Consider the following 26529-nt stretch of genomic DNA (forward strand, 5'->3'; position numbering starts at 1 on the left):
ATAGTAGCCGATCAGTGCGCTTTGGTTAGCTCGGTCTGAATTGCCCGAACCCGCACCGGGTTCGAGAACACCATCGCGTCGTCGATCGAGCCGAACTTCAGCGCCATCAGGTCCAGCGCGTAGTTCTGGTTTAATTTCCACGGCTTGCGCTCTCCCTGGGTTGGCAGGGCGGCGGCGGCGCGCTGGACGTAGCCGGAGGTGAAGTCGAGGAACGCCTCGTTCTTCATCGTCGGATCGTCGTTGTGCGGGGTCGCCTGGCGCAGGCCGCGCTTCTTCATCGTGTTGAGCAGGCGGCAGACATACACCGCGGTCAGGTCGGCCTTCAGCGTCCAGGAAGCGTTGGTGTAGCCGAAGGTCGAGGACAGGTTCGGCACGCCGTCGAACATCATCCCCTTGTACTGGAGCCGTCCGGCGAGCTCGATCGGCTTGCCGTCGAGGCTGAACGCGACGCCGCTCATCAGTTGCAGTTCGAGGCCGGTGGCGGTGACGATCACGTCGGCGGGCAGGTCCTTCCCGAATCGAGATGGATGCCCTCGGGCGTGATCCGTGCGATCGTGTCGGTGACGATCGAGGCGGTGCCGGCGTTGATCGCGGTGAACAGGTCGCCGTCGGGCACCAGGCAGACGCGCTGATCCCACGGGTTGTAGCGCGGCGTGAAATGCGTCGCGACGTCATAGTCGGGGCCGAGCTGATCGCGGACCATGCCGATCATCCGCTCCTTCACTTTGGCCGGCTTCTTCGCGCCAGACGATAGAAGACCATCCCCATCAGCACGTTCTTCCACCGCGTGATGCCGTAGGCGGCCTTGGCCGGAAGCTTGCCGCGCAGCCAGTTCGCCACGCCATCCTCGCCCGGGCGCGCGACGATGTAGGTCGGCGAGCGCTGGAGCATCGTCACATGCGCGGCGGTCTTCGCCATCGTCGGCACCAGCGTCACCGCGGTCGCGCCGCTGCCGATCACGACGACTCGCTTGCCGCTATAGTCGAGGTCCTCGGGCCAGAATTGCGGGTGGACGATCTGCCCGGCAAGCTCTCCGCACCCTCGAACTCGGGCGAATAGGCCTTGGCGTAATTGTAATAGCCCGCGCACATCGACAGGAAGTTGCAGGTCAGCGTGACCGATGCGCCATCGGGTCCCGTAGCTTCGACCGTCCAGCGCGCGTCTTGGGTCGACCACGCGGCGGACTTCACGTGATGGCCGTAGCGGATCTTCCGGTCGATGCCGTACGCGTGCGCCGTTTCCTCGACATAGGCGCGGATCGAGGGGCCGTCGGCGATCGACTTGGCTGCCGTCCAGGGGTGGAAGACGAACCCGAGAGTGTGCATGTCCGAATCGGAGCGGATGCCGGGATAGCGGAACAGGTCCCACGTCCCGCCCATCGACTGTCGACCCTCGAGGATCATGTAGGTCCGGTCGGGGCAGCGCATCTGAAGGTGGTAGCCGGTGCCGATCCCGGAAATGCCGGCGCCCACCACGATCACGTCGACATGCTCGGTCATGCTGCATCCCCTCGCCCCGGCGTTACGCCGTAGGTTTCATAACCGAACCTATCCTGTTGTGATATTTACTCAATAGTCCTTCGTGTATTTGACGCTCGCGCTCTGCCCGCCGCTCGATCCCGCTGCCGACAACAAGCTTAGCGCCCTTGTCAGCGCGATCTCGAGCTGGGTCGAAGTGAAGCCCTTCGCGTCGGTCACGATCTCCACATAGATGTTCTTCGTGATGTACTTACCCGCCGCGAGGCTGGTGCCACGCCCGGTCGCCTCGTCGGCGCCGAGCACGCGCAACCGGTCGAACCCGGTCGCCGAGCGCAGCTTGCCGAGCGGGTTGAGACCGCCGCCGCCCGACCCGCGCAGCGAGTTCAGCGCAGACGCCAGCTGGATCGCCTCGGTCGCCGACAAATTGGCCGGGCTCGACCCGAACAGCAGGCGACTTAGCACCTCGTCCTGCGGCAGCGTCGGCGTCGAGGTGAACGCGATCTGCGGACGTTGCCCGGTACCCGTCACGTTGATGATGACGGTGATGTCGCTGGTCGTGGTGGACGCCTGGATATTGATGTCCGGGTCGGTCAGCGCGCCGCCGCGGAAGCGGATCTGGCCCTTGGTGACCTCGAATCGCTTGCCCGAGAACGAGTAGGTCCCGCGGACGATATCCAGACCGCCGGTGACGATCGGCGCAGCGGACGTGCCGCCGATCCGCATGTCCATCTCCCATTCGGATTCGAGGCCCATGCCCGACACGAACAGCTGGTTCGGCGCACGGACGCGGAGGTCGAGCTTGAACGAGCCGGCATTCGGCACCTCCGACCGGTCGGTCGACAGCGGCGTACGCACATCGCCCTTGCGCCGTACCCCGGTCAGTTCGGGGACTTCGGCTTGGCCCTGGCGGATGATCTGATAGCGCGCCTCGGGGATCTGGAGATCGCCCTGGATCAGCCCGCCGTTGCGATCGTGCGTGAGGCGGACCGTGCCGGTCGTGGTGGCGCTGATCGCGTCGCTCTTCGCGAGCTGTGCATTGTTCAGCGTCGCGCGGATATCGATCGGGAAGCCGCTGTCCGCCGCAAAGCCGATCTTGCCCTGCGCCTGCACGGTACCGTCGCCAGCCTTCGCATTGAGCTGGGTCAGTTGGAGGTCGGTGTTCGAGAAACGGCCTGCGATCCGCATCTGCGAAAGGCGCGTGCCGTAGGTTTCGTTGTCATAGGTCAGGTTATCGGCACGGACGACGCCGTTGAGCTGCGGTGCCTGCAGCCGACCTGAGAAATCAGCGGCGACCGCGATCGGCCCTGACAGCTGCTGGTTCGGGATCGCCGCAAAGCTGAACAGCACCGCCGATGGGCCATTGTAGCGGATCCCGCCCGAGAGCGGCGCAGCCATCAGGCGCGTGCTCCACGAGCCGTTCCCGGCCGGTAGCGGCCGCAGGTTCGCGACCATCCGGCCAATGACGGAAGTGCCCCGACGGACCAGTGCACGACCGGTAGCGCCATCGCCGCCAAGCGTTCCGGCGAACACGATGTCGACCGGCTCGGAGACGGCAGCAAGGCCCGAGCGCGTGAAGTTGGCGACGGTCACGCGTGCGTCGGCGGTCGGCAATGCGGCCGAGTTCGCCTGCGAGAAGTCGAGGCTGCCGGTCGCCTTGCCGCCGATGCCGAGGTTCGGGACGAGTGCCGACAGCGTCGACAGATCGAGACGATCGAGCCGGACCTGCGCGTTCGTGCCGCGGCCATAGCTGCCGGCCAGGCGCGCCGAGCCACCGCCTGCGCCACCGAAGTCGATCCGGGTCGGCGACAGGCGGTATTCGCCCTTCACCGCCTGGATGCGCGCCGGATTGACGGTGCGGAAGTCGATGCCGTTGGCCTGACCCTGTGCCGCGACGAGGTAATTGTTCGGGCTGAGCTTGGCGTTGACGGCGAGGCGGAAGGGCACGCCGTTCGAGCCGGTCAGCACCGCTTGCGCAGTGCCGTTGCCGCCGACGTAATTCACCTTCGCACGTGCTGCGGACAGGACGATCGCCCCATAGCGCATGTCGGCGATCTGCGCGTCGGCGACGATCTGTGGCGTCGGCGTCATGACCGCGGTGGCGTTGACGATCGCGCGGCCGATGGTGAAGTCCACCATCCCCGGGATCTTGGCACCGTTGGCGCGCGAGGCGACGTCGGCGCGTTGATAACCGCCCTGGTTGGCGAGGCGGACATTGCCCGTCAGGCCCTGCCCAGCGAACTGGAGCGCACCCGAGAACGGGCCGGCCGCGGTCTGCACGATCCGGCCGCGACCGGTGATCCCGGCGAACACCACGCGGCGCACGTCGACCGCGAGCTGCGTGCCCGGCGTAACCAGCACGTCGGCGGTGAACGGGCCGTAGTTGGTGCCGCCGCTCGCAGGTGACGGCATAGGCGCCGCCGCGGCCGACGATCCGGGCGTTGAGGTTCACTAGCCCAACGCCGACGCCGGGACGCGGTGCGCGCAGAACGACGACAGGAGCCGTCGCGCTTCCCGTCACGCGGGCCGACAGCGGGCCGTAGACGGTGGAATACGCGTCTGCATTGACCAGCACCGCGCCGGTGGCGGGATCGAAGCGACCTTCGCCGCGCGTGACGCGGAACTGTGGCGCATTCATCCGGAGATTGCGGAAGGTAACGATGCCTTCCGGGCTGTAGCCGATGTCCGAGCGGACGATCGCGTTACCGCCGAGGAAGCTGCGCGCGCCCTCGTTGAAGATCTGCGCGGTCTGCGCGACGACACGGCCGGTGATGCCGAAGCCACCATTCGGTCCCGGTACCAGCTTGGCGTCGGTCGTCAGGTTGACGATGCCGATGCCATCGACGCGGTAGTTGTTGACCCGGCCCTTCAGCGCGCCGGTGTAGCGGCCGGTCGACATGTTCGCGACGACCACCGCGGTTGCGTCGATCTTGTCCGAGCGGATCTTGAGATTGTCGGACAGGACGTTGACGCCGGAGATCGCGAAATCGCCGTCGATCGCGACGTTCGTGGCGAGCCCGCCGACCGCGGCGTTGAGCCCCGTCACGCGACGTGCGCGTGCCTTCACCGGCACCAAGATGCGGTCCGAGTTCACGCGCGCGAGGCCCTCCGCGTAGAGGTTCTCGACGCCCATGTCGCCGAACGCGATCGTTGCCGCACGGACCTTGTAGTCTACCGTCGGCGTCGCGAACGCGCCGTCGAGGACAACGCGCGCGCTGACGTCGCGACCGCGCAGGTTCGGCAGGATCGCGCCGGGCGTCAGCAGCTTCGCGTTCACCGCGAAATTGCCGAACCGGCTGTTGGCGAGATCGATCAGGCCGCCGGCGTCGACCGCGAGCGCGTCCGACTTTAACGTCATCCGCGTGTCGGCCTTGCGATCGTTAAGCGTGGTATCGATCGCGACATCGAGCTGTGGCGCGGTCAGGCGCTCGACTGGACCTTCGAGGTACAGGCCGGGACGCGTCGAGCCGCGTACTTCGATGTGGCCGTTCTTCGCGGTCAGCCCGAGGTTCGCCAACTGCCCGCCGCCGAGCGTCGCGACAGCGCGACCCTGCCAAGACGCCCAGCTGCCACGACCATCGACGCTCGCAGTCAGCGGCGCCTTGAACGAGCCCATCGTCGAGACGACGCCGCCGACCGGAGCGGTCAGCTTTACGTTCACGTCGAGCTTGTTCTGCTCGGGCACCGCGTCGAGCTTGAGCACGAGGCGGTCGCCGCCAGCGATACCGCGGCCGGTCAACGCGGTCGCGTTGGTCGTCAGCTGCGCGCGCTTGTCGGCGATGTGCACCGCGCCGTCGATCTTCACGATATGCGTCTGGCCAGTCACCGGCTTGGCGATGACGAAACGGTCGATCGCCAACCGGTTCACGTCGATGTCGAGATCGGGGAGCAGCGGCGCGTTCGGATCGGTCGGCGTCGCGTTCAGCACCGGGCGACGCTGCAACGTGACGAGCGGTGTCGTTAGCGAGCGCACGTCGACATGGTTGTTGGCGAACGCGAACGGGCGCCAGTCGACGGCGAGCTTCGGGCTGGTCAGGAAGACGCCCTTGGGATCGGACACGCGGACGTCGCTGAGTGTCATCGCGCCGTACATCGAGCCGTCGATCCGACCGACCTTGATGTTGAGCCCGGATGCGGTGGTGTAGCCACCGATCTGATCCGCGACGAGGCGGCGGCCCGGATCGGTGTTGATCCCGAACAGCACGATCAGCACGAGCGCAATCAGCCCGACGACCAGGATCGCAAGCCATTTCAGGATGCGCTGCCACAACGGGCGACGCTCGACGATCACCGTTTCGGACTGCTCGAACTGGTCCCGCTCAGCAGGGCCCCGTTCACCAGCGGGAGTGCCGTTTTCGGCCATCAGAATGCCTGCCCGATCGAGATGTAGAGGGCGATCTTGCCGTCGCCCTCGCGTGGGTTCAGCGGCGTCGCGACATCGATACGCATCGGGCCGAAGCTGGTGTAGAAGCGCCCGCCAATGCCCGCGCCGTAGCGCAGGGACGACAGGTTCGGCGTGCTGCTCTCGTAGCTGTTGCCGGCGTCGATGAACGGCACGATGCCGAAATCGCCGAACCGGTAGCGGGCTTCGAGTGCGAATTCGTTGAGCGACCGACCGCCGACCGGGTTGCCGTTGGGATCGAACGGCCCGAGCCGCTGATAGCCATAGCCGCGCACCGATCCGCCGCCGCCGCCATAATAGCGCCGCGATGGCGCCAGGTCGTCGCGGTCGACGCCCTGGATCGAGCCGGCCTTGGCACGTCCGGCGATCACGATGCTACTGGAGACGGGGTAATAGAACGTCCCTCGATCATCGTTCGGATGTACGGCTTCACCGACCCCTGCACCGATGTTTCGGGGCTGAGGTTGAGCGTCAGGCGATAGCCCTTGGTCGGGTTGAGCAGATTGTCCGAGCGATCGAACCGAACCTGGCCCGGCAGCGCGACGATGCCGTAGGTGCGGCGGACGTCCCTGCCTTGCGCGAAGTCGTAGACGCTCTCGTTCGTGCCCACGAGTTCGCCGCCGTAATAATAGGTCAGCGGCTTCTGCCAGATCGGCGTGGAGTCGTAGCTCCAGCGGACGCCGACGCTGGTCGTGAAGGCGTCATAGGCGTCGTAGTTCGAATGGTTCGCGCCCGCGGTCAGGCTGAACGTCTTGTCGCGCTTGCCTGCGTTCGCGCGGCGGAACGTGCCCGACACGCCCTGTTCCTGCGTCCCCGCGATCACCGAGGCGATCAGCGCGCCCTCGTACGGGAACAGGTTACGGTGCTGCCACGTGCCTTCCGCGCGGAAGCCCTGCCCGGTAGAGAAGCCGACATTGCCGCCGAGCGAGCGCGGCTTGCCCTCGCTCTGACGCACCAGCAGGTCGACCTGTTCTGTGCCATCGGGGTTGATCGTGCCGGTCCGGACCGGTTCGACCGACACGGTCGAGAACAGCGACGTCGCGACCAGCGCATCGCGCAGATCGTCTGTCATCCGGTTGTCGTAGAGTTCGCCCGACTTGAACCGCGGGAACAGGCTCAGATGCTCCAGATTGAAGACCGGATCGCCTTCGGTCCGCAGCTGTCCGAACGACGAGCGAGGACCCGTGTCGACGGGCAAGGTGTACGCGCCGGTCGGGGTCTGGTCGTCGAGCAAGATATCGCGCTCGCCGACCTTGACGAACGGATAGCCTTGCTGCGGCAGCGTCAGGCTGACGTTCGCCTCGGCGCCCTGAATGCGCGCAGCCTCGATCGGGTCGCCGACCTTGAGCGGCAATTGCGTGCGGACCAGATCCGCGGGCGTCGTCGGATCCGACTTCACGGTGATCGACGACAGCGAATAGAGCCGGCCGGGTTGCGCGCTGACAGTCGCCTTCAGCCGCGCGGGCTTGGTCGTGTCTGCATCGGGGATCGTCTCGATCGTCGAGATCGCGGTCGCGTCGTAATAGCCGAGCGACTTGAGCAACCGCACCGCGAGTGCCTCGTCCTCGCGTGCGCGCGCCGCGACCTGCGTGGCGTTCGCGGCCTTGCCCTTGCCCTCGTTCAGGGCGGACAGCGCCTTGTATTCGCCTTCGAGCCCGTCGCCTGCCTTGTCGAGCCCCTTGGTGGCGGTCTCGTAGCGGATCTCAGGCGCGTCCTTGTCCTTGATATCCGCGGCGGTCTGGAGCGGGGTCGTGTCGAAGCTCGACAGCGGTGTCAGCGGTTGCGCCAGTTGCGGATCGCTGGGACCGGTCGGCGGTAGGACGTCGCCCGCAAGCGTGGTCGCGGGAGACGTCGCGGTTGCGGGCGTTGCGGGTGCCTGGGTTGCAGGTGTCTGGTTCGCAGGTGCCTGGGTCGACGGGGCAGGCAGCGGCGCCATCGCTTCCAACGGCGCATTCAGGTCACCGCTCAGCGGCGGCAGCGCGCTGTCGAATTCGGAATCGGGAACGATCGGCGCGTCGGAGCGCGGGTCGGTGGACTGCGGCTGATCGCTCGGCTTGGGCGCGTCGGGACCCTTGGCCGGGGCGGTGCCCGGCTTGGCAAGCTGCGCGGAACCGATACCCGCAAACCCCGTTGTCGACGCTACCAACGCGAGAGCGAGCCAATGATGCCGGCTATTCGAAGCTGTCACACGATCCCCTTTACGGACGGCAATCGTGTACGATTCACCCCCATCTTCGTCCACGTAACGCACGTAGGACGGCTTGGTTTCCAACAAATTTACCTCAGACACAGCCGATTAGGCCACCGACCGGCATGACGACGGTATCACGGCCGGGGCGGTCGATCCTTAGCGTCGCGGAGGTCACGGTCGCGCCGGCCGAGATGTCTGCACGGACGGCGACCGCCATGTCGAGCGTCGCGGTGACGTCGCCACCACGATACACGGTGACGCCGCCAAAGCCGAAACCGATCGCGGCTGACTGGGTCGCCATCGCATAGTCGGTCGTCTTGCCGTCGACCGCAAGGCGGATCTGCGCCGGGTCGGCGGTGGCCATCGCAACGAGTTGGCGGCCGGCGTCCATGCTCCAGAGATACGCGGCGCACCCCTTGGCGGGAAGCTTCTGCTTGCCGATCGCGCCGAGCGGGCCCGGACCTGGATTTGCAGCTGGCGCAGGCGCCGCGGTTTGCAGCGCGAGCATAAGAGCGAGCGATATCATGGCGTCAGGCCTATCATGAACAGCCACGCGGGATAACCCGCGATCGCCAGCAACGCGCCGAATGGAAGCGCGGTGTCCGCCGCCATGCTGCGTCCCTTGAGAAGCGCGGAGAGGACCACGCCGAGCCCGATCATGCTCGCGATCAGCAGGACGGCGGGCAACATCTGCCATCCGAGCCACAACCCGATCGCGCCGAACAGCTTCGGATCGCCGCCGCCCATACCGTCGCGTCCTCGTATGCGTCGATAGCCGAACGCGACCAGCCACAGCGTCCCGAACCCGGCGATGCCGCCGATCAACCGCTCGGATAGCGGCGGATCGATGCCCAACGCCGCACTCGCCAATCCGGTCGCGGCAAGCAGCAGGGTCAACCGATCGGGCAGCCAGAACGCGACGAGATCGAGACTGGCGAGCGCCAGCAGCAGCCATCCGAAGACCGCGCCTGCGATCCCGATGGGTCCCGGCACGACCAACCCCGCCGCGGCACCGATCGCCAGTCCGGCCAGTTCGATCCGCCAGTGGACGGGGCTGATCGGTGCGCGGCACGAACGACAGCGTCCTCTCAGTACAAGAGCGCTGAGCAGCGGCACGAGGTCGGTCGCGCGCAGCGTTCTGCCGCACGCATCGCAGGCCGAACGCCCCTGCATGACCGATCGGCCATCGGGCCAGCGCGTCACCAGCGCCGCGACGAAGCTGCCGATGATCGCGCCGAGCACGCCCAGCGACACCGCCCAGAACGCCGCCTCAGACACCCGTTTTCCGCACCAAATAGCGATACACGCCGAGGAGATTGATCCCGAACAACACGATGTTCTGCGTGCCCAGCGCCCAGTCCCCGGTCAAGGCCGCACCGCTCAGCCACGCGATCGACGAGCCGACGAACAGCACGAACCCCACCCCGTCACGCGCCGCCCGAAATCGAGCGATACCATGAACGCGGCGATCACCCCCGACGCGGCGGCACACCATTTGAGCGTCATGATGAGGGTTTCCATGCCGACGGGTCTAGGCGCGTCCGCCCGTGCTTTGTATTGCCGCACATCAACCCCAGATACGGGGCAGAAAAATACATGGAGAGCTGAAGTGGCCGCCGATCGAGATCCTATCGTCATCCTGTCCTACGCACGTACGCCGATGGGTTCGTTCCAAGGCGCATTGTTGGGCGCGACCGCGACGCAGCTTGGCGCCGACGCGGTGCGCGGTGCGGTCGAGCGGTCGGGCGTGTCGGCTGCCGAGATCGAGCGGATCTACATGGGCTGCGTGCTCCCCGCCGGGCTCGGCCAGGCGCCGGCGCGACAGGCGGCGATCAACGCCGGGCTGGGTGATCACGTCGAGGCGACGACCGTCAACAAGATGTGCGGTTCGGGGATGCAGGCGGCGATCCTGGCGGCGGATGCGCTGGCGGCGGGGTCGGTCGACCTGCTCGTCGCGGGCGGCATGGAGAGCATGACCAACGCGCCGTATCTCTCGAAAAGCCACCGTGGCGGTGCGCGGATCGGGCATGACCGGATGTACGACCACATGTATCTCGACGGGCTCGAGGATGCGTACGAACCCGGCAAGCTGATGGGCAATTTCGCCGAGGACACCGCGCACGAATACCAGTTCACGCGCGCGCAGATGGACGACTACGCGATCGAGTCGCTTCACCGCGCCCAGCGCGCGCAGAAGTCCGGCGCGTTCAACCGCGAGATCGTCTCCGTCGATATTGCGGGCCGCAAGGGCACCACGACCGTCTCACTCGACGAACAGCCGGCCAAGGGCGATGTCGCCAAGATCCCCACGCTGAAGCCCGCCTTCTCGAAGGACGGCACGATTACCGCCGCCAACGCCTCGTCGATCTCCGACGGTGCCGCTGCGCTGGTGATGACGCGCGCGAGCGTCGCGGACCGGCTCGGGATCACGCCGATCGCGCGCGTCGTCGCACATGCCGCGCACGCGCATGCGCCGTCGCTGTTCACCACCGCGCCGGTATTCGCGATGCGCAAGGCGATGGAGAAGGCCGGCTGGTCGGCGTCGGACATCGACCTGTTCGAGGTGAACGAGGCGTTCGCCGTCGTCGCGATGATTGCGATGCGCGACCTCGGGCTGCCGCACGACAAGGTGAACATCCACGGCGGCGCATGTGCGCTGGGCCATCCGATCGGGGCGAGCGGCGCGCGGATCCTCGCGACGCTGCTGTCGGCGCTGGAAACGACCGGCCAGAAGCGTGGTCTCGCCTCGCTTTGCATCGGCGGCGGCGAAGCGACCGCGATGGCGGTGGAATTGATGCGCTAGTTTTCTTCCCCCTCCCTGAAAGGGAGGGGTCGGAGTGGGTTGCCCTCCGCATCTCCCGAGCACAGTCTCGAAGAATGCCGCGTGTTCCTCCCGAAATGACACGGCGTGCTCGGGATCTGCGCAACCACCCGACCGATGCGGAGATCGCGATCTGGCACAAGGTCGCGTATTTTCGGCCCCGGTTTACGCGGCAGTTGGTGGTTGAGCGGTTTATTGTCGACCTAGCTTGCCGGGAAATGCGGCTGGCGGTGGAGTTCGATGGGAGCCAGCATATTAGTTCTGTTCGCGACCTTGCTCGTACGGTGCGGTTGGAAGCGCTCGGCTGGACGGTGATCCGGTTCTGGAACTCCGATGTCGCCCGGAATCCGAACGGTGTGGCGGAGACTATCCTGGCAACCGTCGTCCGTCTTCAGCGGCCGACCCACCTCAACCCCTCCCTTCCAGGGAGGGGAGCTAGAAGGGGGCAAGAAGGGGGCAAGAAGGGTAGTCGGTACCGAACCCCTCTTCTTACCCCCTCCCTGAAAGGGGGGTGGGGGTGGGTCGGCTTCCGTATCACGCACCGCCGCCCCGGAAGCTAAACCCCCACCCTCAAGGCAAAGTCTCACCAGCCTCCACACCCCAAAGTCCGCTAATCTGCACGAACCCCGCCTGACCCTTCACGTCCATCCGGCACCAGCCATTCCCGCACTGGCTCAACCGACCGACCACGCCCGGCGCCGCGCGCCACAACAGCCGGCTCCCTGAAACCGGCTTCTCCCGCAGCTCCACAGGCCCCGCCCCGCGAACGATCGCGGTCCGCGTGCCGCTCAGCAAATTCGCCTGCATCCAGCCCTCGGTCCCGTCGGGATCCGCCACCTTGCGCCATTCCTTGAAGATCGCGACGACCTTGATCGGCAGGTCCTGGCGTTGATACAGCCAGCTCGCCGGATACGTCCGCGCAGGCCCGGTCCGCATGCGCGCGCGCGTCGCCGAGATCGACGCGTAATAGGGTACGCTCCGCTTCGCATCGGCGGCGGTCGCCGGGTCCGGCACCAGCGCCACGATGACGAAAGCGGAAAGCGCGGCGGCGAGAATGCGCATGGTCATGTCCTAACTGGCGAGACGACGTCCTATCGCGACGAACCGCATTCCTCAACCGAAGTTGAAGCCTCGAAGTCGACGGGACGGCGACGAGACGTTGACGGGCACGAGCGCCTTCGCCAAGCCATCCGCATGATCGACACACGCCGCTGTCCGAACCCGAAGGTCGTCGTCACCCGCGAGCTAGCGGACACGCTCATGGAGCGGATGGAGGCGCTGTTCGATACGCATAACAACCGCCCCGACGCCAAGCTGACGCGCGAGCAACTCGCCGCCGCGATGGCCGATTGCGACGTGCTGGTCCCGACCGTGACCGACGACATCGACGCCGCCCTGATCGCCGGCGCTGGCGACCGCCTGAAGCTGATCGCGAACTACGGCGCGGGCGTGAACCATATCGACCTGAAGGCGGCGCGGGCTCGCGGGATCATCGTCACCAACACGCCGGGGGTCCTGACCGAGGACACCGCCGACATGACGATGGCGCTGATCCTGTCGGTCCCCGCCGCCTCGCCGAGGGCGAGAAGCTGGTACGGTCGGGCCAGTGGAACGGCTGGAGCCCGGGCGGGATGCTCGGCCACCGGATCGGCGGCAAGGCGCTAGGGCATCGTCGGCATGGGGCGGATCGGCCAGGCGGTCGCGCTCAGGGCGCGCGCGTTCGGGCTGACGATCCATTACCACAATCGCACCCGCCTGCCCGCCGTCCGCGAGGCGCAACTGGCGGCGACGTTCCACGAATCGCTCGACGAGATGCTTGCGGCGGTCGACATCGTCACGATCCACACACCGCTCAATGCCGACAGCCGCAACCTGCTCGACGCGCGGCGGATCGGGCTGATGCGCCCGCATGTCTACCTGATCAATGCGGCGCGCGGCGGGATCGTCGACGAGGTGGCGCTAGTCGAGGCGCTGGAGAACGGGCGGCTCGCTGGTGCTGGGCTCGATGTCTGGGCGCACGAGCCGGTGATCGATCCGCGCCTGCTCGCGCTGCCCAACGTCGTGATGCTGCCGCATATGGGGTCCGCCACGCTCGAAGGCCGGATGGCATCGGGTGAACGCGTGATCCAGAATATAAGGATGTGGGCGGACGGACATCGACCGCCGGATCAGGTTCTCGACGGCTGGGCCTGATCGCGCAAAGGTAATCTGTATCAGTATTGCGGAACCGATCTCGCAATGCAGCATTTGTTGGACACCCCCGGAGAGAATGGAGTGTCCCCAATGAAGAAGATTGCTGTTTCCGCGCTGCTGCTCGCATCCGCCGTGTCGATGAGCGCCTGCTCGACGCTCAAGGGCGCGGGCATCGGTGCCGCCGGCGGCGCAGGCGTCGCGGCAGCCACTGGTGGTAGCATCGAAAAGGGTGCGGCGGTTGGCGGTGCCGGTGGCGCGGTGGTCGGCACGGTCGCCGACTGATCGAGCACTCGGTGGGACATGCGGGAATATCGCCCCTGTCCCACCAAATTACGGCGTCCGACAGTTTGGTGAGCCATTAATCCTCCCCGCCAGGGGAGGTGGCACCGAAGGTGACGGAGGGGAAGGACGCGGAACAGAGGTTTCCTCTCCTCCCCTCCGTCTGGCAGAGACAGCCACCTCCCCTAGCGGGGAGGATTAAACCAGCCACCTCCCCCTAGCGGGGGAGGATTAAACCAAACGCCTCAGACCGCTTGCCTTAGACCGCGCGCATCCAGTGCGTGCGGGCGACTGTTCCGGTCAGCACTTTCGACCCAAATGCCTTGATGATTTTGGCGGCGTCGGCACTGTTCATCAGCACGACCCGCGTGCTCCCCCGACGGCAGCGTCTCGATCGCGCTGATGATTGCGCCGTGCTTCTTGCACATCGCAACGACCTGAGGCTGCTCGACGCTGACGTTCACCGCCCGCGAGATCGGCACGACAGTCTCGGCGACCTGCTTTGCGACGACCTGCTTGTCGACGGCCGGCTTGTCCGCGCCCGTGGTCACGATGCGAGCGTTCCGGTTGCGATGTAAGGATAGATCGTCATGCGGCATTCCCGGCTCGGAGCGGGAGCGCAAAGCATCTCTCAGTCGCAGCCTGCCCGTACGAAGCGCCGCGATGGATCCGTTATGCGCGCAATGCCCGGAAACGGCAATGGCCGCGCTACGCCCGCACCCGCAGCAGGGCCAGTCCGAAGCCGATGAAGATCCCGCCCGTCACCCGGTCGAACGCCCGTCGCAGCGCCGGTCGCGTCAGGTATCTGGCGAGCGTCCGGCCGCCTGCCGCATAGATGCCGTACCAGATGCTCTCGACCACCGCGAAGGTCGCCACCAGGATTGCGAACTGCGGCGCCTGTGGCGATGCGCGATCGACGAATTGCGGGAGAAAGGCCGCGGCGAACAGCAACAGCTTGGGGTTGCTGATGCCGATCACGAACCCGCCGCGGAACAGCCGGCGGGCGGAAACCGTCACCGGCAGCGCGTCCGCGCCGACGTCGATCGGAGACCCTGCCCCGCGCCATGCCTTGATGCCGAGGAACACGAGATACGCGACCCCGGCATAGCGCAGCGCGTCGAACACGCGGGGCCATGCGGCCAGCAACGCGGATACGCCCGCCGCCGATGCCGCAAGCACGAGTATCAGCGCGGTCAGGCACCCCGCCATCGCCGCGATGCTGCGGCGCGCGCCGAACGCCACGCTGCGCGTCATGACGTGCAGCATATTGGGACCCGGCGTCCCGCACAGCAGGACGATCGCGATGACGAACAGCCACCATGCGTGGAGTGTCATGTCTGCCCCCTGCCCCTTCTTGCGGATACGGAAAAACTGGCTGCCCCGCCGCGCGCCACCTGCTCGGAACCTTGCCAACACCGGTAGGTCACCTCGGACCTGTTCCGGGGTCCACGGTGCGGCAAACTCACACCTTAGAGAATGCGGCACCGTGGATGCCGGAACAAGCCCGGCATGACGAAGAAAGTGGCGTATTGGGATATCGCGCCGCCGCTAACCTGCGGTTCGCTACAGCCCCCGCCTCAATCCCCCGTAAGGATCCGATCGACCAGCTGCCCGACACTCGGCACGAAACCGTTCGAATAGAACGGGTCCTTCTTGAAGTTATACGCCGCATGCCCGGCGAACATCAGGTTCTGGTCGATGTCGCCGCCGTGCGCGATGTCCTGGAGCGTTTTCTGGATGCAGAAACTGCGCGGATCGGCCAGCCGACCGGTCGAGTTGGTCTCGGTATCCGCCCAGCTCGAGAACGAGCATTGCGACAGGCAGCCCATGCAATCCGACTGGTCCTTGCGGATCATGCCCTTTTCGGTCGGGCTGACGAACACGAGCGTGTTGTCGGGCGTCTTCAGCGCGTCGGTATAGCCCTCGCCGAACCACTGGCGCGCGCGCAGCAGGTCGTTGCGCGTGACCCAGAAATTCTTGCCCTTCACGCCGACGTCGAGCTGGAAGATGTGATCGCCGGCCTCCTGGGTCGAGAACGCGATCTGGCGCTCGGACCGCGCCTCCAGCGAGCGCAGGAACGGATTGCGCACTGCCGACGAATAGAACCCGGTCGGCGAGAATTTGTGCAGCAGTACGTCGCCTTCCTCGATCTGCGTCAGCGCGTTCTTCCAACCCTCCGGGATCGGGCTCTCGCGCGTGAGCAACGGCCGCGTGCCGAACTGGAACGCGATCGTGCCGAGCTCGGGATTGTCGATCCAGTCGTTCCAGTCGCGCAGATACCAGACGCCGCCCGCCATCACGATCGGCACGTCGTCGCTGATCCCGCCCTCACGCATCACGTCGCGCAGTTCCTTGACGCGCGGATACGGGTCCTGCGGCTTCAACGGGTCCTCGGCGTTCGACAGGCCGTTGTGCCCGCCCGCGAGCCACGGATCCTCGTACACCACCGCGGCGAGCCACTCGGCCGCCTTCGAATAGGCCCGCTTCCACAGCGCGCGGAAGGCGCGGCCGGAGCTGACGATCGGCAGATAGCTGACGCCGTAGGATGCGGTGATCTCGGACAGCTTGTACGGCATGCCCGCACCGCAGGTGACGCCGGCGACCTTGCCGCGCGTGCGCTCCAGCACGCCGTGCAGGATCCGCTGCGCGCCGCCCATTTCCCACAGCACGTTGATGTTGATCGCGCCCTTGCCGTCGGCGATCTCGTACGCGCGCTCGACCTGCTGGACCGCACCCTCGATCGCGTACTGGACGAGTTCCTCGTGACGGTCGCGCCGCGTCAGCGCAGCATAGACCTGCGGAATGATCTTGCCGTCGGGATCGTAGCTGTCGGCGTTCACGGCCGAGACCGTGCCGATGCCCCCGGCCGCAGCCCACGCGCCGGCCGAGGCGTGGTTGGTCGCAGCGACGCCCTTGCCGCCCTCAACCAGAGGCCAGACTTCCCGACCGTTATAGACGATAGGCTTCAGGCCCTTGAACACGACGTCACCTCTCCCGGAAAATACGGCCCCCTATATCGCAAGGACGCAGCGCGCGAGCAATATTAAGACCTAGGTTAGTATATCGCCTAGTGCACCGGGGCGGCCGAGCGCATCCTCGTACAGCGCGCGATAGCGGGCGATCATCACCGCCTCGTCGTACTCCGCCCGTGCCTTGGCCTGGTTCGCGGCACCGACCGACGCCCGCAAGGCCGGATCCGCGACCAGCGCCTGCAACGCATCGCGCAGGCGCACCTCGTTGGCGATGTCGGTGACGAACGGCAGGTTTTCGGGCGAGACCATCCGCCTGATGTCGCCGACCGGATAGCTCGCGATCGGCAGACCCGCCGCCATCGCCTCGACCACGGAGATCGGGAACTGCTCGCTCCGCGACGACACCGCCAGCATATCGAAATGGCCGATGTAGCGATACGGCCGATCGAGGAAACCGGGCAGCACGAGCTTGTCCGCCATCCCCATCGCCGCGGCAGCCTGAAGGATGTTCGCGCGCTCCGGGCCGTCGCCGACGATCACGAGGCGCACCCTGCCCGAGACGCCGCCGACCGCACGGACCAGCGCGGTGAGGTCCTTCACCTCGCGCAGGCCCGCCAGCGCGCCGATCACGACTTCCTGGCGCTGCGCGTGAAGCCGGGGATCGCCTTGGGCTCGGGCTTCTGCGTGTAATAGGCGGTGCCGATCCCGTTGACGATCCGGTGCACGCGCTCGCGCGGCTGTTTCCAGGTCTTGAGGGCGATCCCCTCGAGCACCTCGGACGGTACCGCCAGCGCATGCGCCGCGCCCAGCGCGAGCCGCCGATAGACGTTCCGCTCGATCTTGAGCCCGCCCGCCTCGTCGGCGTTGAATCCGTCCTCGTGATGGACGAGCGGCGGCGCTCCCTTGCTGAACGCGCGCCGCGCCATCGCCCCGTCGATCGCGCCCCAGTTGTAGGTCAGCACCAGATCGAACCGTCGCATATACTGCGCGATCGCCTCGTAGCGCTTGACCGAAGGCTTGCCCGTCAGCGGCGGGGATTCTGGGCGATCTCGTAACGGATACCCTGAGCGATCGAATCCCGCGCGCTCAGGGCATCGGGCACCCCGACACGATGGTGTGCTTCGCCCGATCCCCGAAGGCGTTCATCAACCGAACCGCCCGCGCCTCCTTGCCGCCAAGGTCGAACGTGGAATGGAGGTGCAGGATGTTCACGGGAGCGGCCATCGGCGTGCGATGCCGATTTCCGATGGCGGTTTCAAGAGAGCGCTGCGTCGCGCACTGCCGATGTCGTCCTCCCGCGGAACGCCCGCATGGAAGAACGACATCGACAAGCCTGAGTCGCCGCCCTTGGGTCGACTACCAGCTAAGCCCCGCCCGCGCGTAGAGATAGCGACCGTTGAACCCGAATGGCGAGTAATACGGGAAGCCGATCACACCGGTCACGTTGTTGGCGACGACCGTCGCATCCGGGTACACGTCGAACAGGTTGCTGACGCCCAACCCGAGTTGCGCGCCCTTGGTTGCCTGATAGCGAAGCTCCACATCGGTGATGAGATGCTTGCCGCTGTGCACGTCGGCGGCTTCGGTGGTGCCGGGCTGGTTGACGTCGCCGTAATAGGTGACGCGGGCGAGTGCCCCCAGTCGATCGAGCGACCAGTCGATCGATCCCGTTACCTTCTCGCCGGGGGTACCGTCTTCGAGCGTCAGGATACGGCTGCGCGCGAAGAGCACCGGCGCGGGGTTGAGCGTCGACGTCGAGGTCGGCACGCGCGTCACGTCGCTGTCGTTGATGTTGCCCGCGATCGTGAAGTCGAACGTCCCGGCCGCGTCGGTCGGCAGGCGATAATGTGCGACCGCGTCGATACCCTTGGTGGTGGAGGCGAGCCCGTTGATGAAGAAGCGCGCGGCGGTCGCACCCGATCCTGCAAGCAGACTGGTGATCTGTGCGTTGACCGCCGCAGACTGGGTCGCCGACGTCGTGATGTTCTCCGACAGGCCGATCTGGTTGCGGATCCGGATCCTATAGGCATCGACGGTCAGGTCGAACCGACCAAAGCGAAAGACGGTGCCGACCGACAGGTTGGTCGATTTCTCGGGCTCCAGCGGCAGGCCGCCTAGCCGCGTCGCGACCGGGCTGACCGACGGGAAGGTGCCGGTCTGGATCGGGTTGCCGTTCTGGATGACGGTCGCGATCGACGTGAAATACTGCTGCTGGAGAGCAGGCGCGCGGAACCCGGTCGAGGCCGTGCCGCGGAGCGCGAACCAGGGTGCGAAGTCGTAGCGTGCCGAGATCTTGCCGGTAGCGGTGGTGCCGAAATCCGAATAATCCTCGCCCCGGCCAGCGAGCCCGACGAGCAGCTTGTCGGTCACCTGCGCCTCGAGATCGAGATAGACGCTGCCGTTACGGCGGTGACGATCGACTTCGTTGGCGGGCGAGAAGCCGCCGAACCCTTGCGCGCCGGGCGCCGCGTTCGCTGCGGCGCCGGTGATCGTGCCGGCAACGGGATAATCGTACGACGCCCGTTCGCCCGCCTGGATCTGGAAACCTTCGCGGCGCCCTTCGAGGCCGAACGCGACGTTCAGTCCCTGCAGGACGTCGAGCTTGCGACTGACGTCGAGGCCGGCGACGAGCTGATCATAGACCAGCGCGCCGTCCGAGAAGTCCTTCGGGGTCGCGCTGCCATAGGCGTAGTTCGCCGAGTTCAGCGTGCGGAAACCGATCTTGTTGCGGCCGTAGCTGACGTTCAGATCGACCGACCAGTCGGCGACCTCGCCCTTGATGCCGACCGCCGAGTTCAGATCGCGCGATTTGGTGTTGATGATCGGCAGGAAGCCATCGGGGTAGCCGGCCAGCGCCGTCGTGGCACTGGCGAGCCGCGGAAACGCGGCACTGCGCGTGTCGCGGTCCTGATAGCCGAGCCAGCCGTACAGCTTCCACGAACCGGTCAGCGTCGTGCCGGCATTGGCGAAGATGCTGTACTGCTCGACGGCGGGATCGCCGAACCGGCCCGTCACGCGCAACGGCGTGACACGCGGGTCGAAATCGGCGCGGTTGGTAGCCTGGCGGTTCAGATACTCGCCCGACACGGTCAGGAAGCCATCCTCGCCGAAGCCGACGCCCTGCCACCCCGACACCGTCACGGCATGCTCGCCGTTCGTGCTGCGGCTGCCGCGCGCGGTATCGATGTCGGTGTTGTAGAAGCCGTAATTGACCGTCGCGCCGCCGCCCGACCGGGCCTCGCGCAGGCGCAGGTTGACGACGCCTGCGATCGCGTCGGAGCCATATTGTGCCGATGCACCGTCACGCAGCACCTCGATCCGGTCTAGCGCGACGGTTGGAATGGTGTTCAGATCGACCGCCGCCGAGCCGCGACCGACCGAGCCTCCGACGTTGAGCAACGCAGCGGTATGCCCGCGCACGCCGTTGATCAGCACCAGCGTCTGATCGGGCGACAGGCCGCGCAGCGTCGCCGGCCGGATCGCATCGGTGCCGTCGACCGCCGACGGCCGCGGGAAGTCGATCGAGGGCGCGATGGCCGACAGCGCCGCACCGAGTTCGGTAGTCCCCTGCCGCTGAAGCGCTGCCGAACTCAGCACATCGACCGGCGATGCGCTGTCGAGCCGCGAGCGACCGACCGACCGAGTGCCGGTGACGATGATGTCGTCCTGCGTATCGGGAAGCGCCGCCGCTGGGTCCGAAGCGGCGGGCACCGGCGCATTCTGGGCATGCGCGGCCTGGGCGCTGGCAAAGGCGAGAGTCGAGGCGGCGAGCGTCAACGCGGTACGATAGGCAGTCATGCGATAATCCCTGATAGTGGATCGTTCTGCGACGATCTCGGTGCGTGATGAACGAACGGACGCATTCACCGGTCCCGATAGGTACCAAGCGCGCGGCCGATAAGTGAAAAGAACGCGCGGCTGGATGCACGCGCTGCAACGTCCCATTCGGGAGGCCTTTGCACCGCCAGCACGTCGCCGCCGCATGGTCGTCTCCATCCAAGACGACCATCATCCACTATCGCGGTGGGAGTTCCCAGTCGTTTGAGCTTTCGACCCCGAAATTTTTAGTTGGCGCGCCGACGTCGCACGGTCGGCGCTTGCCGAAACACCGCGGTTCGGCAAGCATGGGCGAAAGGGGAGAAAACCAGATGCTCAAGGCACTCTTGATCGGCCTGACCGCCACCGTTGCGCTGCCGCTCTACGCTCAGACGACACCTGCGCCGCAAACCCGGCCAGCCGCCGCCACGTATATCCAGGCAGGCACGTTGCTCGATCGGCCGGGCCAGCCGCCGCGCGGCAACACAACGATCATCGTCCGCGACGGCAAGGTCGCCGAACTGCGCGACGGCTTCGTGGCACCCGAACAGGGGCGGCGCTGATCGACCTGCGCACCGCGTTCGTCATGCCGGGGCTGGTCGATATGCACGTCCACCTCTGGGGTATCGGCGGCGATCCGATGCGGGCACGACTGGAGGCGCTGAACCGCGACCGGTTCGACGACGAGATGACCGCCGTCGCGAACGCGCGCACGACGTTGAACTCAGGCTTCACCTCGGTCCGCGATCTCGGTGGCGACCCGCGCGGTATCCGTGCGCTGCGCGACGCGATCGACGCGGGAACGGTCGAGGGCCCGAGCATCACCAACGCGGGCGAGATGATCTCGGTGACCGGCGGCCATGGCGACGGCGGCAACGGGCTTGCCGAAGAATTTGCCGACATGGTCCATGGCAAGGAGGTCAATCTGTGCGACGGCCCCGACGATTGCCGACGCGCAGTGCGGGCGCAAGTGGCACTGGGCGCCCGCGTCATCAACTCGCGGCCACCGGCGGTGTTCTCTCGAACGTGAGCGGTGGCCTCGGCCGCGCAATGACTCCGGACGAGATGCGCGCGATCATCGAGACGGCGCATGCGCTGGACCGCAAGGTCGCCGCGCATAGCCACGCAGCCGAGGGCACCAAGGCGGCGCTGGAAGCCGGCGTCGACTCGATCGAACACGGCACGTTCCTCGACGAGGAAACCATCCGGCTGTTCAAAGCCAAAGGCGCCTACCTCGTGCCGACCGAGATCGCGCCTGTCGCAGCGCTCGCACAGGCGCGCGGTGGCGCCTTGCCGCCAGCGACGATCGTCAAGGCCGAGGCTGCCGCCGCCGCCATGGCCGCCAGCCACCGCCGCGCGTATGCGGCCGGTGTGAAGGTCGCATTCGGCACCGACACCGGCGTATCGAAGCATGGCGACAACGGCACCGAGTTCGCACTGATGGTGAGGAACGGCCTCACGCCGACCCAGGCGATCGCGGCCGCGACGACCGGCGCCGCCGACCTGCTCGGACGCGACGACATCGGCACGCTCGCCATCGGCAAGACCGCGGACATAATCGCCGTGCGGGGCTCGCCGCTCGAAGACGTAACCCGCCTCGAGCATGTCGACTTCGTGATGCACCGCGGCGCGATCGCAAAGGGTCCGCAACCCGGCACCTGACTGCGGTTCCGGACGACACAATCGAACCGGTCGCCTTGGCAAATGCCCGCCGAACTGCGACCGTCGGGCTCAGGGCGATCTCGGAGAACGACGACATGCTACGGGCGGGATGGATTTTGGGGATCGGGCTGTGCGCAGCCCCGGCCGCGGCACAGAGCGTACGCGTCGAAGGGGCACGCTCGAAGGCGTCCGCCTGACGGCGTCGCAAGCGCCGGTCGATACCTATCGCGGAATCCCTACGCCGCGCCGCCGATCGGTCCGCTCAGGTGGCAGCGACCCAAGCCTGCCGCACGGTGGAGCGGCGTGCGGAAGGCGGACGCATTCGGTGCACGCTGCATGCAGCAGGCCTTGTTTGCCGACATGAAGTTTCGCTCGCCCGGCATCGCCGAGGACTGCCTGACGCTCAACGTGTGGGCGCCGGCCGGTACGAAACCCGGCGCGAAGCTTCCCGTGCTGTTCTACATCCATGGCGGCGGCGCGATCGCGGGCGACGGGTCCGAACTCCGCTATGACGGCGCAGCACTGGCACGGCAGGGCATCGTCGTCGTGACGATCAACTACCGGCTCGGCGCATTCGGCTTCCTCGCGACCAGCGACCTCGTCGCGGAATCGCCGACGCACACCGCGGGCAATTACGGCCTGCTCGATCAGGCCGCCGCGCTGGCCTGGGTCCGCCGCAACGCCGCCGCATTCGGGGGCGATCCGGCGCGCATCACGATCGGCGGGGAAAGCGCCGGATCGATGTCGGTCAGCGTGCTGATGACCTCGCCGCTGACCCGCACGCAGTTCGCGGGCGCGATCGGCGAGAGCGGCGGCGTGATGCCGCCGAGCTTCCGCCCCAAGTCGCTGGCGCAGGCGACCGCGAATGGTGACGCATTCGTGCGCACGGCGGGCGCGCGTTCGATCGCAGACCTCCGCGCGATGCCGGCCGACGCAGTGCTCGCCGCGCAGGGCACCCAGCGCCTTCGCGCGGACTTCATCGTCGACGGCCTGTTCCTGACCGAGGCGCCGATCGACACCTATGCGGCAGGACGAGCGGCACGCGTGCCGTTGCTGGTGGGTTCGAATTCGCAGGAGGGCAGTTGGACCGGCGTCCTGAATGGCCAGCCGCCGACGGTCGCGAATTACCGCGCCGGCATCGCCCGGCTCTACACCGATGCCGATGCCCTGTTCGCGCTGTACCCGGCACGGACCGATGCGGAGGTGCCGGCCGCCGCGACGAGGCTGGCGAGCGACACGTTCCTTGGCGCATCGACCTGGAAGTGGTTCGACCTGCATCGCCGGACCCGGCAGCCGACCTATTATTACTATTTCTCGCATCCCCGGCCCGCGGCGCTGCCACCGCTGACCAACCCCGAGGTCCCGCCGATGGGCGCGGTGCACAGTGCCGAGATCGAATATGCGCTCGGCAATCTCGATACAAACCCGGCCTATGCGTGGACCCCCGACGATCGGCGCATATCCGCCGTCTTCCAAGGCTATTTCGCGGCGTTCATCAAGACCGGCAACCCGAACGCGACCGGCCTGCCGACCTGGCCCGTCGCATCGCCCGGCAATGGCGCGATCATGCGTCAGACCGTCGATATGCAGACGCGTGCGGAGCCGTTTACCGAGCAGGCGCGCTACGAGGCTGCGGTTCCCCTGCTCGAGAACCGCCGGCCCTGACCGCGCAGGCTGGCGTCACGCGGTGCGTCAGATCTGGTCGAGGAACACCGCGCCGGGGACCGCCAGCGTCTGCTTGGTGGCGGTCAGCCGGCCGTCGCTCTCGACCTTGAAGATCGCGACGGTGCCGGAGCGTTCGTTGGCAACCACCAGCCGCCGCTGCGCGTCGAGGAGCAGGAACGCGCGTGGCCAGTTGCCACCGCTCGCGATGTGCTGGAGTGGGCTCGGCACGCCCGCGGAATCGAGTGCGAACACCGCGATGCTGTCATGCCCGCGGTTGGAGACGTAGAGCCGTCGCCCCGCACGGTCGATCGCGATATGCGCCGCCTGCGATGCGCCGCGATGCTGGGCCGGCAGTGTCGAGACGATATGTCGCGTGACGAACCGCCCATCCGCTTCTGCGTCGAGCATGATCAGCGTGTTCGACATCTCGCAGACGACATAGGCGACCGGCCGTGTCGGATGGCGTGCGAGATGCCTTGGCCCGGCCCCCGCCGGCGCGCGCCACGCGACCACCGGCTCCGCGAGCGTCCGCGCGCGCGGATCGAACCGATAGGCGAAGATCGCATCCGCGCCGAGATCGACCGAATGCAGCCAGCGCCGATCCGGGCTGAACCCGACCCAATGCGCGTGCGGTCCGTCCTGCCGATCATGGTTCGGGCCGCTGCCGGTATGGCGGAACAGCGTCGGCTGGCCGGGAACGCCGGTCCGTCGGTCGAGCTGATAGAAGGCGACGCTGCCACTGGAGTAATTGGCGATCGCAAGGCACGCGCTGGCCCGGTCGATCGCGACATAGCAAGGGTCGGCCCCAGCGGTCGGCACGATGCCGCGCCGTGTCCAGCCGGGCGCGTAGGCCGCGATCTCGCCGGCCGCATTTTCGCGAACGAGGTAGTAGGCACCGCCGGGGCCACCACCGGCACCGAACGAGGCGTCCGCGATCCCGGCGATCGGCGTTCCGACCTGCCATTGGTCTTGGCGCGGATCGTACTTGATCGGGTACAGGCCCTTGCCACCCTCGCGCGCGTAGGTCCCGGCGATCAGCGTGATTGCGCCCGATGCGGCGCGCTTGGCGACCGCCGGAAAGGCGATCGTTGCCGCCATCCCGGCAAGCGCGGACCGTCGTGTCGTCGTCCAGTCGGTCATCATCGGTCCTCGGCTAGCAGCGGCATCGATGGCGGTTCATGCGTCATGCCCGGCGCGGTGGCAACGCAGCGTGTGCCGAAGCGCAGCCATTGCTGACGAACACGCGTTCGGCGGGCCCCGGCGGCGGCGAGGAGCGCGATACCGCGCGTATTCGCTCGCTGGGCGTCGATCATGAAACGGACTCCTGCATCGGTCGTTTCGAATAGTGCATCCGTCCACCGCGGACGATCACGACCAAGGTCGTAATAGGCGGCGCACCGCGTTTCCCGGATAGAGGACCCGCGGCGCGCGTCTGATGATACCGACCGACCCCGTCCTGCCATGGAGAGCCCGTGTCTTCCCTCGACGAAACAGTACGAATGCCATCCGCCGCCGCCCGTTATGCGATCGTCGTCATGGGGGTCAGCGGCAGTGGCAAATCGACGATCGGGGCCGCGCTGGCCGCACGTCTCGGATGCCAATTCCTCGAAGGAGACGCCTTCCATACGCCGCACAGCGTCGCAAAGATGCGGGCGGGGCAGCCACTCGACGACCAGGACCGCTGGCCCTGGCTCGACCGCGTCGCCGCCAGCTTGCGCGATACGGCCGATAGCGACGGCGTTGCGGTCGGGGCCTGCTCCGCGCTGAAGCGTATCTATCGCGATCGGCTGTCCAAGATGGCGGGTATCCCACTGCTGTTCGTGTTCCTCGACACCACCGACCAGGACGAACTGTCGCGGCGACTGGCGCATCGTTCGGGGCACTACATGCCCACCAGCCTCATCGCGAGCCAGCTCGACACCCTGGAAAAGCCGCAGCCCGATGAGCGTGCGCTTACCCTCTCCGCCGGTCTGTTGCCCGATCGGGCCTGCGACGTCGCGCTGGACTGGATCCTGCGCGAGAGACCTGTCCACGACGAAGAGCGCCTCGGGAGGGCTGTCTAATGGAACTCGGAAGACGTGATTTGCTCGTTGCGGCGGCGACGCTGGCGGCGACGTCGAGCGCAGCCTGCGCTGCGCCTCCGCGCAAGCTGGGCTATGCGATCGTCGGGCTCGGATATTACGGGCTCGAAACGATCCTGCCGCAGTTCGTCAATTGCGAGCATTCGCGCGTGACCGCGCTGGTCAGCGGCGATCGGGCCAAGGCGCTCGCGACCGCAGCCAAATACGACGTGCCGGAGCGGTCGATATATACCTATGCCGATTTCGACCGCATCCGCGACAATCCCGACGTCGACATCGTCTATGTCTGCCTGCCCAATTCGATGCACGCCGAATACACCATTCGCGCGGCGAAGGCGGGCAAGCATGTGATGTGCGAGAAGCCGATGGCGATCTCGGTGGCCGAGTGCGAGGCGATGATCCGCGCGTGCAAGACCGCGGGCAAGAAGCTGATGATCGGCTATCGCTGCCACTTCGAGCCGTTCAACCTTGAGGCGATGCGGCTCGCGAAGTCCGGCGCTGCGGGCAAGATCCGCTATGTCCGTTCGGAGCACGGCTTCGTCCAGGGCGACCCGAACAAATGGCGCCTGAAGCGCGCGATGGCAGGCGGCGGGTCGCTGATGGACATGGGCATCTACAGCCTCCAGGCCGCACGCTACATGACGGGCGAGGAGCCGATCGCGGTCACTGCCCGTGAATCCACCGACCGCCGCGATCCGCGCTTCCGTGAGGTCGAGGACATGATCGAATGGACGCTGGAATTCCCGTCCGGCGCGATCGCCGGATGCCAGTCGATGTACAGCGCCAACCAGAACCACATCCTGCTGATGGGCGACAAGGGTCGCGTCGAGCTAGAACCGGCGACTCGCTATGACGGCAACCAGTTGTGGACCGGTCGCGACGGTCGCGAGACCGCGATCACCAGTCCTCCCCGGGGCCCGGCAAGACCCAGTTCGCCGGGCAGCTGGATCATCTGGCGGAATGCATTCTAGA

Annotated in this window: 22 protein-coding genes and 4 pseudogenes; 10 read left to right on the plus strand and 16 right to left on the minus strand. The window is 66.8% G+C overall.

Annotated elements, in window-relative coordinates; genetic code table 11:
* Positions 1-11: 11 nt before the first annotated feature.
* The 8 genes and pseudogenes from AC0IX7_RS08375 to AC0IX7_RS08410 form a co-directional block, all read right to left on the minus strand.
* A pseudogene (locus AC0IX7_RS08375) lies at positions 12-1499 on the minus strand (flavin-containing monooxygenase).
* Positions 1500-1568: 69 nt separating this feature from the next.
* Positions 1569-5838: pseudogene (locus AC0IX7_RS08380) on the minus strand (translocation/assembly module TamB domain-containing protein).
* Positions 5838-6248, minus strand: coding sequence for a BamA/TamA family outer membrane protein (locus tag AC0IX7_RS08385; protein ID WP_471811279.1), 411 nt, complete (start codon positions 6246-6248; stop codon positions 5838-5840). The pseudogene AC0IX7_RS08380 and the gene AC0IX7_RS08385 overlap by 1 nt, the downstream one beginning before the upstream one ends.
* Entirely contained in the window at positions 6245-8023 is a 1779-nt protein-coding gene (locus tag AC0IX7_RS08390) for an autotransporter assembly complex protein TamA (RefSeq protein WP_471811281.1), read from the minus strand. The genes AC0IX7_RS08385 and AC0IX7_RS08390 overlap by 4 nt, the downstream gene beginning before the upstream one ends.
* Before the next feature lie 136 nt (positions 8024-8159).
* Complete coding sequence (locus AC0IX7_RS08395) at positions 8160-8594, minus strand: hypothetical protein (RefSeq protein ID WP_471811283.1); 435 nt, start codon at positions 8592-8594, stop codon at positions 8160-8162.
* Positions 8591-9346: a prepilin peptidase gene (locus tag AC0IX7_RS08400; RefSeq protein ID WP_471811285.1), complete on the minus strand. Its 756-nt coding sequence runs from the start codon at positions 9344-9346 to the stop codon at positions 8591-8593. Before AC0IX7_RS08400 ends, AC0IX7_RS08395 begins: the two co-directional genes overlap by 4 nt.
* Entirely contained in the window at positions 9339-9482 is a 144-nt protein-coding gene (locus AC0IX7_RS08405) for a hypothetical protein (protein WP_253072278.1), read from the minus strand. Before AC0IX7_RS08405 ends, AC0IX7_RS08400 begins: the two co-directional genes overlap by 8 nt.
* Positions 9449-9589, minus strand: coding sequence for a hypothetical protein (locus AC0IX7_RS08410; RefSeq protein ID WP_471811287.1), 141 nt, complete (start codon positions 9587-9589; stop codon positions 9449-9451). The genes AC0IX7_RS08405 and AC0IX7_RS08410 overlap by 34 nt, the downstream gene beginning before the upstream one ends.
* Before the next feature lie 88 nt (positions 9590-9677).
* On the opposite strand from AC0IX7_RS08410, the gene AC0IX7_RS08415 reads away from it, so the two are divergent.
* Entirely contained in the window at positions 9678-10871 is a 1194-nt protein-coding gene (locus AC0IX7_RS08415) for an acetyl-CoA C-acyltransferase (RefSeq protein ID WP_471811289.1), read from the plus strand.
* Between the two features lie 95 nt (positions 10872-10966).
* The gene (locus AC0IX7_RS08420) at positions 10967-11449 is read left to right on the plus strand and encodes an endonuclease domain-containing protein (protein ID WP_471811291.1); all 483 of its coding nucleotides are present in this window, start codon (positions 10967-10969) and stop codon (positions 11447-11449) included.
* A gap of 10 nt (positions 11450-11459) precedes the next feature.
* On the opposite strand, the gene AC0IX7_RS08425 is transcribed toward AC0IX7_RS08420, so the two are convergent.
* The gene (locus AC0IX7_RS08425) at positions 11460-11951 is read right to left on the minus strand and encodes an SH3 domain-containing protein (RefSeq protein ID WP_471811293.1); all 492 of its coding nucleotides are present in this window, start codon (positions 11949-11951) and stop codon (positions 11460-11462) included.
* Positions 11952-12158: 207 nt separating this feature from the next.
* Between AC0IX7_RS08425 and AC0IX7_RS08430 the strand changes: the two are divergent.
* A pseudogene (locus AC0IX7_RS08430) lies at positions 12159-13082 on the plus strand (2-hydroxyacid dehydrogenase).
* 90 nt (positions 13083-13172) lie between these two features.
* A complete protein-coding gene (locus AC0IX7_RS08435) occupies positions 13173-13364 on the plus strand; it encodes a hypothetical protein (RefSeq protein WP_471811295.1) in 192 nt (63 codons plus the stop codon).
* A 242-nt stretch (positions 13365-13606) separates the two neighbouring features.
* Here the strand turns inward: AC0IX7_RS08435 and AC0IX7_RS08440 are convergent, their stop codons facing one another.
* The 5 genes and pseudogenes from AC0IX7_RS08440 to AC0IX7_RS08460 all read right to left on the minus strand — a co-directional run bounded on the left by AC0IX7_RS08440 (position 13607) and on the right by AC0IX7_RS08460 (position 20131).
* Entirely contained in the window at positions 13607-13912 is a 306-nt protein-coding gene (locus tag AC0IX7_RS08440; RefSeq protein WP_471811297.1) for a hypothetical protein, read from the minus strand.
* Between the two features lie 157 nt (positions 13913-14069).
* Positions 14070-14696, minus strand: a complete 627-nt coding sequence (locus AC0IX7_RS08445; RefSeq protein WP_471811299.1) for a LysE family translocator — start codon at positions 14694-14696, stop codon at positions 14070-14072.
* 242 nt (positions 14697-14938) lie between these two features.
* Positions 14939-16342 (minus strand): NAD(P)H-dependent flavin oxidoreductase, encoded by a 1404-nt coding sequence (locus tag AC0IX7_RS08450; RefSeq protein ID WP_254687187.1) that lies wholly within the window; start codon positions 16340-16342, stop codon positions 14939-14941.
* 69 nt (positions 16343-16411) lie between these two features.
* Positions 16412-17557: pseudogene (locus AC0IX7_RS08455) on the minus strand (glycosyltransferase family 4 protein).
* Between the two features lie 132 nt (positions 17558-17689).
* Positions 17690-20131 carry a TonB-dependent receptor plug domain-containing protein gene (locus AC0IX7_RS08460; protein WP_471811301.1) on the minus strand — a complete coding sequence of 814 codons (2442 nt, stop codon included), beginning with the start codon at positions 20129-20131 and terminating at the stop codon, positions 17690-17692.
* A gap of 350 nt (positions 20132-20481) precedes the next feature.
* Here AC0IX7_RS08460 and AC0IX7_RS08465 point away from each other — a divergent pair, with 350 nt between their 5' ends.
* From AC0IX7_RS08465 to AC0IX7_RS08480, 4 genes are read left to right on the plus strand one after another with little or no spacing between them, the layout of a single operon-like run.
* Positions 20482-20712 (plus strand): hypothetical protein, encoded by a 231-nt coding sequence (locus AC0IX7_RS08465; RefSeq protein ID WP_471811303.1) that lies wholly within the window; start codon positions 20482-20484, stop codon positions 20710-20712.
* A 23-nt stretch (positions 20713-20735) separates the two neighbouring features.
* On the plus strand, positions 20736-21179 hold the full coding sequence (locus AC0IX7_RS08470) for an amidohydrolase family protein (protein ID WP_471811305.1): 444 nt from the start codon (positions 20736-20738) through the stop codon (positions 21177-21179).
* Complete coding sequence (locus AC0IX7_RS08475; RefSeq protein ID WP_471811307.1) at positions 21176-21811, plus strand: amidohydrolase family protein; 636 nt, start codon at positions 21176-21178, stop codon at positions 21809-21811. Before AC0IX7_RS08470 ends, AC0IX7_RS08475 begins: the two co-directional genes overlap by 4 nt.
* A 42-nt stretch (positions 21812-21853) precedes the next feature.
* Positions 21854-23476, plus strand: a complete 1623-nt coding sequence (locus tag AC0IX7_RS08480; RefSeq protein WP_471811309.1) for a carboxylesterase/lipase family protein — start codon at positions 21854-21856, stop codon at positions 23474-23476.
* A 27-nt stretch (positions 23477-23503) separates the two neighbouring features.
* Here AC0IX7_RS08480 and AC0IX7_RS08485 read toward each other — a convergent pair whose 3' ends face one another.
* Together AC0IX7_RS08485 and AC0IX7_RS08490 are read right to left on the minus strand one after the other, a co-directional pair.
* Entirely contained in the window at positions 23504-24616 is a 1113-nt protein-coding gene (locus tag AC0IX7_RS08485) for a lactonase family protein (RefSeq protein ID WP_471811310.1), read from the minus strand.
* Entirely contained in the window at positions 24616-24789 is a 174-nt protein-coding gene (locus tag AC0IX7_RS08490) for a hypothetical protein (protein WP_471811312.1), read from the minus strand. The genes AC0IX7_RS08485 and AC0IX7_RS08490 overlap by 1 nt, the downstream gene beginning before the upstream one ends.
* 186 nt (positions 24790-24975) lie before the next feature.
* On the opposite strand from AC0IX7_RS08490, the gene AC0IX7_RS08495 reads away from it, so the two are divergent.
* Together AC0IX7_RS08495 and AC0IX7_RS08500 are read left to right on the plus strand one after the other, a co-directional pair.
* A complete protein-coding gene (locus AC0IX7_RS08495) occupies positions 24976-25539 on the plus strand; it encodes a gluconokinase (protein ID WP_471811314.1) in 564 nt (187 codons plus the stop codon).
* The gene (locus AC0IX7_RS08500) at positions 25539-26528 is read left to right on the plus strand and encodes a Gfo/Idh/MocA family protein (RefSeq protein WP_471811316.1); all 990 of its coding nucleotides are present in this window, start codon (positions 25539-25541) and stop codon (positions 26526-26528) included. The genes AC0IX7_RS08495 and AC0IX7_RS08500 overlap by 1 nt, the downstream gene beginning before the upstream one ends.
* Position 26529: the final 1 nt, after the last annotated feature.

This window comes from Sphingomonas sp. AC411 (assembly GCF_979253035.1).

What these genes read in the sequence shown, in the direction of transcription:
- AC0IX7_RS08395 (WP_471811283.1), bottom strand. Translation starts at nt 8,594, where the DNA reads ATGATATCGCTCGCTCTTATGCTCGCGCTGCAAACCGCGGCGCCTGCG.
- AC0IX7_RS08410 (WP_471811287.1), bottom strand. Translation starts at nt 9,589, where the DNA reads ATGGAAACCCTCATCATGACGCTCAAATGGTGTGCCGCCGCGTCGGGG.
- AC0IX7_RS08420 (WP_471811291.1), top strand. Translation starts at nt 10,967, where the DNA reads ATGACACGGCGTGCTCGGGATCTGCGCAACCACCCGACCGATGCGGAG.
- AC0IX7_RS08425 (WP_471811293.1), bottom strand. Translation starts at nt 11,951, where the DNA reads ATGCGCATTCTCGCCGCCGCGCTTTCCGCTTTCGTCATCGTGGCGCTG.
- AC0IX7_RS08435 (WP_471811295.1), top strand. Translation starts at nt 13,173, where the DNA reads ATGAAGAAGATTGCTGTTTCCGCGCTGCTGCTCGCATCCGCCGTGTCG.
- AC0IX7_RS08445 (WP_471811299.1), bottom strand. Translation starts at nt 14,696, where the DNA reads ATGACACTCCACGCATGGTGGCTGTTCGTCATCGCGATCGTCCTGCTG.
- AC0IX7_RS08460 (WP_471811301.1), bottom strand. Translation starts at nt 20,131, where the DNA reads ATGACTGCCTATCGTACCGCGTTGACGCTCGCCGCCTCGACTCTCGCC.
- AC0IX7_RS08465 (WP_471811303.1), top strand. Translation starts at nt 20,482, where the DNA reads ATGCTCAAGGCACTCTTGATCGGCCTGACCGCCACCGTTGCGCTGCCG.
- AC0IX7_RS08470 (WP_471811305.1), top strand. Translation starts at nt 20,736, where the DNA reads ATGCCGGGGCTGGTCGATATGCACGTCCACCTCTGGGGTATCGGCGGC.
- AC0IX7_RS08480 (WP_471811309.1), top strand. Translation starts at nt 21,854, where the DNA reads ATGCCCGCCGAACTGCGACCGTCGGGCTCAGGGCGATCTCGGAGAACG.
- AC0IX7_RS08485 (WP_471811310.1), bottom strand. Translation starts at nt 24,616, where the DNA reads ATGACCGACTGGACGACGACACGACGGTCCGCGCTTGCCGGGATGGCG.
- AC0IX7_RS08490 (WP_471811312.1), bottom strand. Translation starts at nt 24,789, where the DNA reads ATGATCGACGCCCAGCGAGCGAATACGCGCGGTATCGCGCTCCTCGCC.
- AC0IX7_RS08495 (WP_471811314.1), top strand. Translation starts at nt 24,976, where the DNA reads ATGCCATCCGCCGCCGCCCGTTATGCGATCGTCGTCATGGGGGTCAGC.
- AC0IX7_RS08500 (WP_471811316.1), top strand. Translation starts at nt 25,539, where the DNA reads ATGGAACTCGGAAGACGTGATTTGCTCGTTGCGGCGGCGACGCTGGCG.